The sequence below is a fragment of the Microvirga sp. GCM10011540 genome (assembly GCF_042650665.1).
In the GTDB taxonomy this organism is placed as follows: Bacteria; Pseudomonadota; Alphaproteobacteria; order Rhizobiales; family Beijerinckiaceae; genus Microvirga; species Microvirga lenta.
In genome coordinates, this window is sequence record NZ_JBHSBQ010000029.1 from 21,195 (window position 1) to 28,361 (window position 7,167).

The window sequence follows — 7,167 nt, forward strand, 5'->3', positions numbered from 1 at the left end:
GGACAGGCTCCATTCCGGGCTCGGGCCGGGAGCCCGGAATGAGATTGGGCCGTTTCCCTGCTAACCCAAAGCCTTCAGGTGCCGGATCGGCCGTCCCGGAGCGATCATCTCGGCGGCCGCGATGATCCCCTGGGCGTCGATGCCGAAGTGCCGGTAGAGGTCCTGAACCGTGCCGGTCTGCCCGAAATGCTCCACGCCCAGCGAGCGGGTGCGGTGGCCCAGCACCGAGCCGAGCCAGGCAAGCGTCGCCGGGTGCCCGTCGATCACCGTCACGAGGCCGCAATGGGGCGGCAGGTCGCCGAGAAGCCGTTCGATGTGGCTGCGGGCGTGGACGAGACCGCGTTCCCGCGCCCGTTGCGCCGCCGTCCAGCCGGCGTTGAGCCGGTCGGCAGAGGTGATGGCGAGCAGCCCGACGTCCCGCCGATCCTCGGCCATGAGCCCGACCGCCTCGATGGCTTCCGGCGCAACCGTCCCGGTATAGGCGATCACCACCTGGGCATTGGGGCCGGGTTTGCGCATCCAGTAGGCGCCGTCCACGATATCGTCGGCAAGCTCCGGCGTGACGGTGCGCCCGGGCTGGTCGAGGGTGCGGGTGGACAGGCGCAGATAGACCGATCCGCCGGTTTCGTCGCGCAGCCAGGAGCGCTCGTTGGGCTCGCCTTCGCCATCGCGCTGAAGGTAGTCGAAGGCCCAGCGCATGATGATGGAAAGCTCGTCGACGAAGGCCGGCTCGAACGAAGCAAGGCCATCCTGCGCCAGGCCGATGAGCGGCGTGCCGATGGACTGGTGCGCCCCGCCTTCGGGAGCGAGCGTCACACCCGAGGGAGTGGCCGCGACGATGAAGCGGGCATCCTGATAGCAGGCATAGTTCAGGGCATCGAGGCCGCGGGCGATGAACGGATCGTAGAGCGTTCCGATCGGCAGGATTCTCTCCCCGAAGAGGGAGTGGGACAGGCCCAGCGCCGAGAGCAGGATGAACAGGTTCATCTCGGCGATGCCGAGCTCGATATGCTGCCCCTTCGGGCCGAAATCCCAGGTGAAGGTGGATGGAATGCGCTCGGACTTGAAGATGTCCTTCATCTCTTCCCGAGCGAAGAGCCCACGCCGGTTCACCCAGGCGCCGAGGTTGGTGGAGACGGTCACGTCGGGGGCGGTCGTGACGATCCGGTCCGCGAGCGGCAGATCCGAGCGTGCCAGTTCGTTGAGGATGAGGCCGAAACCCTGCTGGGTCGACATGGAAGGCTGGGAGGGAGTCGGCAATGCCTCCGGCACGGGAATGGCCGGCGCCTCGAAGCGGCGCGTGCCCCGCGTATTGAACGGCACGGAATCGAGGAAGCGCTGAAGATCTTCGGGCGGCAGGTTCAGGCCTTCGAACTTGTCCCATTCGTGGCCGGGCCGCACCTTCGCGGATGCGCGATAGCCCTCCATCTGCGTCGGGGTGAGCAGGCCCGCATGGTTGTCCTTGTGCCCGGCGAGGGGCAGGCCCATGCCCTTGATGGTGTAGGCGATGAAGACCGTCGGCCGGTCGTGGTCGATGGATTCGAAGGCCTGGAGCAGGCTAGGCAGGTCATGGCCGCCGAGATTTCCCATCAGCCGCGCCAGCTCCTCGTCGGAGCGCTTCTCGATGAGCCGGGTCACCGGACCCTGGTCGCCGAGATCGTCGAGGAGGCGCTTGCGCCAGGCCTTGCCGCCCTGGAAGGTGAGGGCGGAATAGAGCTGGTTGGGGCATGAATCGATCCAGTCGCGGAGCTTCTCGCCGCCGGGCTCGCGAAATGCCTCCTGCATGAGCGAGCCGTGCTTGAGCACCACCACGTCCCAGCCGAAGGAGCGGAAGATCGACTCGAATCGTGCATAGAGGCCCTCCCGCACCACGGCATCGAGGCTCTGGCGGTTGTAGTCGATGATCCACCAGGTGTTGCGCAGGCCCTGCTTCCAGCCCTCCAGGAGAGCCTCGAAGATGTTGCCCTCGTCCATCTCCGCGTCGCCCACCAGGGCGATCATGCGCCCCTCCGGACGGTCCTTCGCCCAGTGCTCCTTCACGTAGTCCTGAACGAGACTGGCGAAGAGTGTCTGGGCGACGCCGAGTCCCACCGATCCGGTGGAGAAATCCACGTCGTCGATGTCCTTGGTGCGGGAGGGATAGGATTGCGCACCCTTATAGCCGCGGAAATTCTCCAGCTTCTCCCGGGTCTGGTTGCCGAGGAGATACTGGATCGCATGGAAGATGGGGCTCGCATGGGGCTTCACGGCCACCCGGTCCTCCGGGCGTAGCACGGCGAGGTAGAGCGCTGTCATGATGGTGGAAAGCGAGGCGGAGGAAGCCTGGTGCCCGCCGATCTTCAGCCCGTCCCGGTTGGGGCGCAGGTGGTTGGCGTTGTGAATGGTCCAGCTCGACAGCCAGAGAATCTTGCGTTCGAACTCGGAGAGATACGGCAGGCGGGGGTCGGTCATCGGGGTGCCCAGAAAGCGGGAGCGGAGGGGGCCCTCGGGCCCGCACCGCTTCTCGGTTGAGGATTTCGCTCCCCATACTAAGCGTTTTTGATTGACCCGCCAGCCGAGAGACCCTATTTCGGGCTCACCTCCGGCGGCACACGGCTCAGCCCGTTGATTGTCTGGCGGCCCGGCTCGGGCTCCTTCGCTGAAAAGCAAGAAGTGACAAGGAGTTGGGCGGCGGACGGCGCATTCGGAGCGTCCCTTTAGGGCGCGTAGCTCAGTGGTAGAGCAGCTGACTTTTAATCAGCGGGTCGATGGTTCGATCCCATCCGCGCTCACCAATCCTCTCAAGGACTTAGCCACAGTTTTTGAGAGGATTGGTCGACTCTGTTTCCGGCGTGCCGGACTCACCTGATTGTCCCCGTTCGATCCGGGTCGGGGCCTTTTCTCTTCCCCCGAAGTGCACCAAACTCCTCGATGTCGGCGATGCTGGTGCTCCACTTTCCGCCGTTGGCGCGGATGAGACGGATTGGGTGAGTTGACGCTGTTCGCAGTTCTAATCGTGTTCCCGCCGCAGGTTCGGCGCGGGGCGGGCCTCTAGATGATCCGCCGACCGGCCATACAGCGCGTTGCCAGGCAGCTCCTCAGCCTTCCAGCCGATCTCGTCAGGCCGAACCTCTCGGTGTTCCTGGCCGAGGGGCACGTGCGAGCCTGGGCCGTGGCCCTTGTCGCCGGGCTGCTGGCAGCCTGTGCCTCCGTCGCCTTCCGCCTCGCCCTCAACGCCGTCCAGTTCCTGTGGCTCGGGACCATGTCCGAGCGCGTGGTCAGTGCCGCGAAGGGCGTTGCCTGGCCGATCATCCTTGCTGCCCCCGCCCTCGGCGGGCTGGCTGTCGGGCTGATCCTCCTGTTCGTGCCGGGCCGGCGGGCCGGCGGTCCTGCCGACGTGATCGAGGCGCAGGCCCTCGGGCCTGACCGGCTGCGTCTTCGCGGCGGCCTGCTCGGAGCGGTTGCGGCCGTGCTGACGCTCGGATCGGGCGGGAGCGCGGGACGCGAAGGGCCGGTCATCCATCTCGGCGCCACCCTGGCTGCCGCTCTCGCACGATGGGCCAGGCTGCCGGAGCGGGAGGGTAGGGCCTTGATCGGCGCCGGGGTGGCGGCCGCCATCGCGGCCTCGTTCAATGCACCGATCGCCGGCGCCCTCTTTGCCCTGGAGGTCGTGTTCAGGCGCATTTCGGCGGCGGCGTTGCCGTCCATCGTCATTGCCTCGGCCGTTGGCGCGATCATCGGCCGGTCGGTCTTCGGAGACTTTCCCGCTTTCGCCATTCCTGAACACCGCATCGCCTCGTCATGGGAGTTCCCGGCCTTCGCGGTTCTCGGGGTTGTTGCGGCAGCGGTCGCCATTGTCTTTCAGCTGGCCGTGATGGGGGCCGAATGGGCATTCCGGACCATCACCATTCCCCTCTGGCTGAAGCCGGCTCTGGGCGGGCTGTTCGTCGGAGCGCTCGGCGTCTTCTTTCCCGAGGTGCTGGGGGTCGGTTACGAGACGGCGGAGGCTGCGCTGATCCAAAGCCTTCCCCTCGGCCTCTTGATCAGCCTGCTTCTTCTCAAGACCGTTGCGACCGCCCTGACGCTCGGCAGCCGCCTAGCCGGTGGGGTCTTTTCCCCGTCGCTGTATCTCGGCGCGATGGCAGGAGCCGCATTCGGAATCATGGCCGCTTCTCTCGCCCCGGAGCTGGCCTCCAGCCAGGCCGTTTATACCATTCTGGGAATGGGGGCCGTGGCAGGGGCGGTCCTCGGCGCGCCGATCTCGACTACCGTGATCGTGTTCGAGCTCACGGGCGGATATGCCATGAGCATTGCCCTGCTGCTCACCGTCGCGATCGCCAGCACCCTGTCTCGAGCCTTCCTCGGCCGCAGCTTCTTTTTCCTGCAGCTGGCCTCCAGGGGGCTCTTTCTCGATGTGGGGCCGCATCGGCGGGTTGGACGAGAGCTCACGATCAAGAGCCTCATCAGACCTCTCGGGCCGGACGAGTCCTTTTCGGAGGCCGAAGATTGCCGTCTGACCACGGACGACTCCATCGAGGCGGCGCTCAGGGCGTTCGATGCCTGTGGGCTGGAGAGCCTTCCTGTCGCCGATGCGCTGGATGCCGACCGGGTCGTCGGGGTTCTGGATCAGGCCGAGGCGCTCAAGGCCTTCAATACCGCCTTGATCGACGCCGTCGCCGAGGAGCATCGGTGACGATCTCCTTTGCTCGCCTTCCGGTCCCATGACCGGCTCCCGCAGGCAGGCAGGACGGGCGGGCTCGCCGCATCCTCGTGAACTGTCTCGGAGCTCCGCCGTTTCACTGTTGTGACTGAAACCAGATTGTTCAATGTGAACCGCGTGATGCTGGTGACGACTGCCGCGCGGGTCGGATACGGCGCTCGCGGTGTTTTGTATCTCATCATCGGCGGGCTCGCCGTTCTGGCGGCTCTCGATCTCGGCGGAGATCTCGTCGGCACGCGAGGCGCCTTGCGGGTCCTCTTTGCGCAGCCGGCAGGCTATCTGCTCATCGGCGCCGTTGCGGGAGGGTTTGCATGTCTTGCTGTCTGGCGGCTGATCCAGGCCTGGGCGGATCCTTCCGGCTACGGCCGGGATTTGAAGGGGTTGAGCATCCGAGCCGTGCTTGGCGCAAGCGCACTTGTTCACGGTGCTATCGCTGTGTCCGCGGTTCGCCTCATGCTCGGTTGGGAGATTGCCGCTTTGGCCCATCCCGGTTCGGCCTTTGCGGCGTGGTTTGCGTCGATCCTGTCGGCTCCGCTCGGCCCGTGGATTGCCGGAGCCACCGGAGTGGCGGTCGTCGGCGCGGGCGTGATCAAGATCGTCAAGGCATGGCGGGCCGAGTTCGACGATCACTTGGAATGTGGAGATTGGATCCGGCATTGGGCCATTCCCATCAGCCGGTTCGGCCTGACGGCGCGCGGGGTCGTTTTCGTTCTGATCGGCGCATCCATATGTCTGGCAGCGTACCAACTGAAGGCAAACCGGGCGAACGGGCTTGCCGGCGTGCTCCAATGGTTGGAGCAGACGCCTTATGGGTGGATCCTTCTCGCGGCTGTCGCTCTCGGACTTGCAGCCTTCGGCGTCTTCGGTCTGATCGAGGCGATGTACCGCCGGATCGGTGCCCAGGATATCGACTGACGCAGCAACTCGCTTGCCGTTGATCAATCCAGTGTCCGGCCAATCTCCCGCAGGTTCTTGTTCACCTCCCTGAGACCGAAAACGAGCGCCTGAACCGGGAGGGGATCTCCCGCCTTGGGAGCATCGTCCGCCGGTTCCTTCGCGGCGAGGCGCTCCACGATCTCCGTCATTTTGTCCAGATGCTCCATGGTGGGCGCAGAATCGCGCCCCTGCAGGTGTCCGGCGACTTCACCCAGATAGGCGCAGGCCTCCTCCTGGATGTTGCGAAGGGCCGAAGCCATAGCAGCGGACCACGACGGATCTATCCGCCGGTCGCCCTGGATCACACGGTCCAAAATGATCAAGGAGTGCCACAGGCGCTCGAGGGCATGGACGAACTCGTTGAGCGATGGGCGGTTGTTCCGTCCCAATCGCGCCCGGTCTGCCATCTCGTGAGCTCGCTTCACATCGGTCAGGAAGCGGCTATGGATCGAGCCGAGCTCGCGCTTGCGCGGGTCCAGCGTCTCATCCAAAGCAACCTGCAGGAGGTCGGAACAGCTATCGAGAGCCCCTTGCGCCGCTTTGATGGCCCTGTACCGGGCGCTTTGCGGCCAGACTCCGAAACCGGCGGCCGTGCCGACCAATGCTCCCGTCATGATCGCGATGCCACGGTCGAGCGCGCCGCCCCAGACATCGGAGCTCGGCTCAAGCGCTATTGCGGCAGCGGCAACGACGCCGAAGCGCAACCCTGGCCACGAGCGGGCGAGCGCATTCACCACGAGCGCGGCGGCGCCGAGGCGCAGGATAGTAGCGAACTCACCACCGATGAGCTGCACCGATGCCAAGCCGACAGCCGTGCCGAGGGCGGTTGCCCCGATGCGGGCGCTGGCGGCCCCGAGTGTCCCGTCGCTGCTTTGCTGCACGACGAAGAGAGCCGATATGACGCCCCAGGATACTTCTGACAATCCAAACTGGGCCATCAGAAGGTAGGTTGCGATTGCGGCGACCGCGCTCTGCAGGCCGAACCGGACCGAGTCCCGAAGCGTTTCGGCGCGAGGCCTCTTCAGAAGGGTCATCCATCCTCTGTACCACCGGCCTGTTGAGACACTGGTAGGTTCTCTGGCGGAAGGGTCTTTCCGACCGGAGTTGGAGGAGGAATGTACCGTTATCGGTCGCATGATTCTGGTGGCTTCGATTGTGGTGACGACATCCAAACGAGCCGCAATGCTCGGCAACTGCGCCACTTCGGTGGTGTGAGCGACTAAGCGGGCAGGCACGGCAGGAGTAATGTACGGCAGCTTGCCTGGTTCCGACGGCGCAAGGTTACGGCAATTCGACGTCGGCGCCGTTGCGTGCGTAAGCCGTATCTCAGGACCGGGTTCTATCTCGCTGTCTGCTGGTGTGCCGTGGCTTGGCGGCAGCGCGGGAAGCTTCTTGTCCTACGACGAACGCCGAGTGTCATGTGGCGTACCGACTTCTGTGATGGGCGGGGGCGGGGGGGCGGAACGTCGGAGGAGTCTGAACATTCATTCACCGAAGGTCGAGCCGGGACACTCGAGGCTCTCTCCGGGGGC

The 7,167-nt window shown here is 65.4% G+C and carries 4 protein-coding genes and 1 tRNA gene; 3 read left to right on the forward strand and 2 right to left on the reverse strand.

Features of this window, described 5'->3' with window-relative positions:
- Positions 1–60 precede the first annotated feature (60 nt).
- Positions 61–2,451 carry a transketolase gene (locus tag ACFOYU_RS11055; RefSeq protein WP_377033574.1) on the reverse strand — a complete coding sequence of 797 codons (2,391 nt, stop codon included), beginning with the start codon at positions 2,449–2,451 and terminating at the stop codon, positions 61–63.
- Positions 2,452–2,699: 248 nt separating this feature from the next.
- On the opposite strand from ACFOYU_RS11055, the gene ACFOYU_RS11060 reads away from it, so the two are divergent.
- From ACFOYU_RS11060 to ACFOYU_RS11070, 3 genes are all read left to right on the forward strand, one after another.
- A tRNA-Lys gene (locus ACFOYU_RS11060) sits at positions 2,700–2,774 on the forward strand.
- Positions 2,775–3,034: 260 nt separating this feature from the next.
- Positions 3,035–4,672: a chloride channel protein gene (locus ACFOYU_RS11065; RefSeq protein WP_377033575.1), complete on the forward strand. Its 1,638-nt coding sequence runs from the start codon at positions 3,035–3,037 to the stop codon at positions 4,670–4,672.
- A gap of 135 nt (positions 4,673–4,807) precedes the next feature.
- Positions 4,808–5,614: a DUF1206 domain-containing protein gene (locus tag ACFOYU_RS11070; RefSeq protein WP_377033578.1), complete on the forward strand. Its 807-nt coding sequence runs from the start codon at positions 4,808–4,810 to the stop codon at positions 5,612–5,614.
- 23 nt (positions 5,615–5,637) lie between these two features.
- On the opposite strand, the gene ACFOYU_RS11075 is transcribed toward ACFOYU_RS11070, so the two are convergent.
- Positions 5,638–6,669, reverse strand: a complete 1,032-nt coding sequence (locus ACFOYU_RS11075; RefSeq protein WP_377033576.1) for an aromatic acid exporter family protein — start codon at positions 6,667–6,669, stop codon at positions 5,638–5,640.
- Positions 6,670–7,167 lie beyond the last annotated feature (498 nt).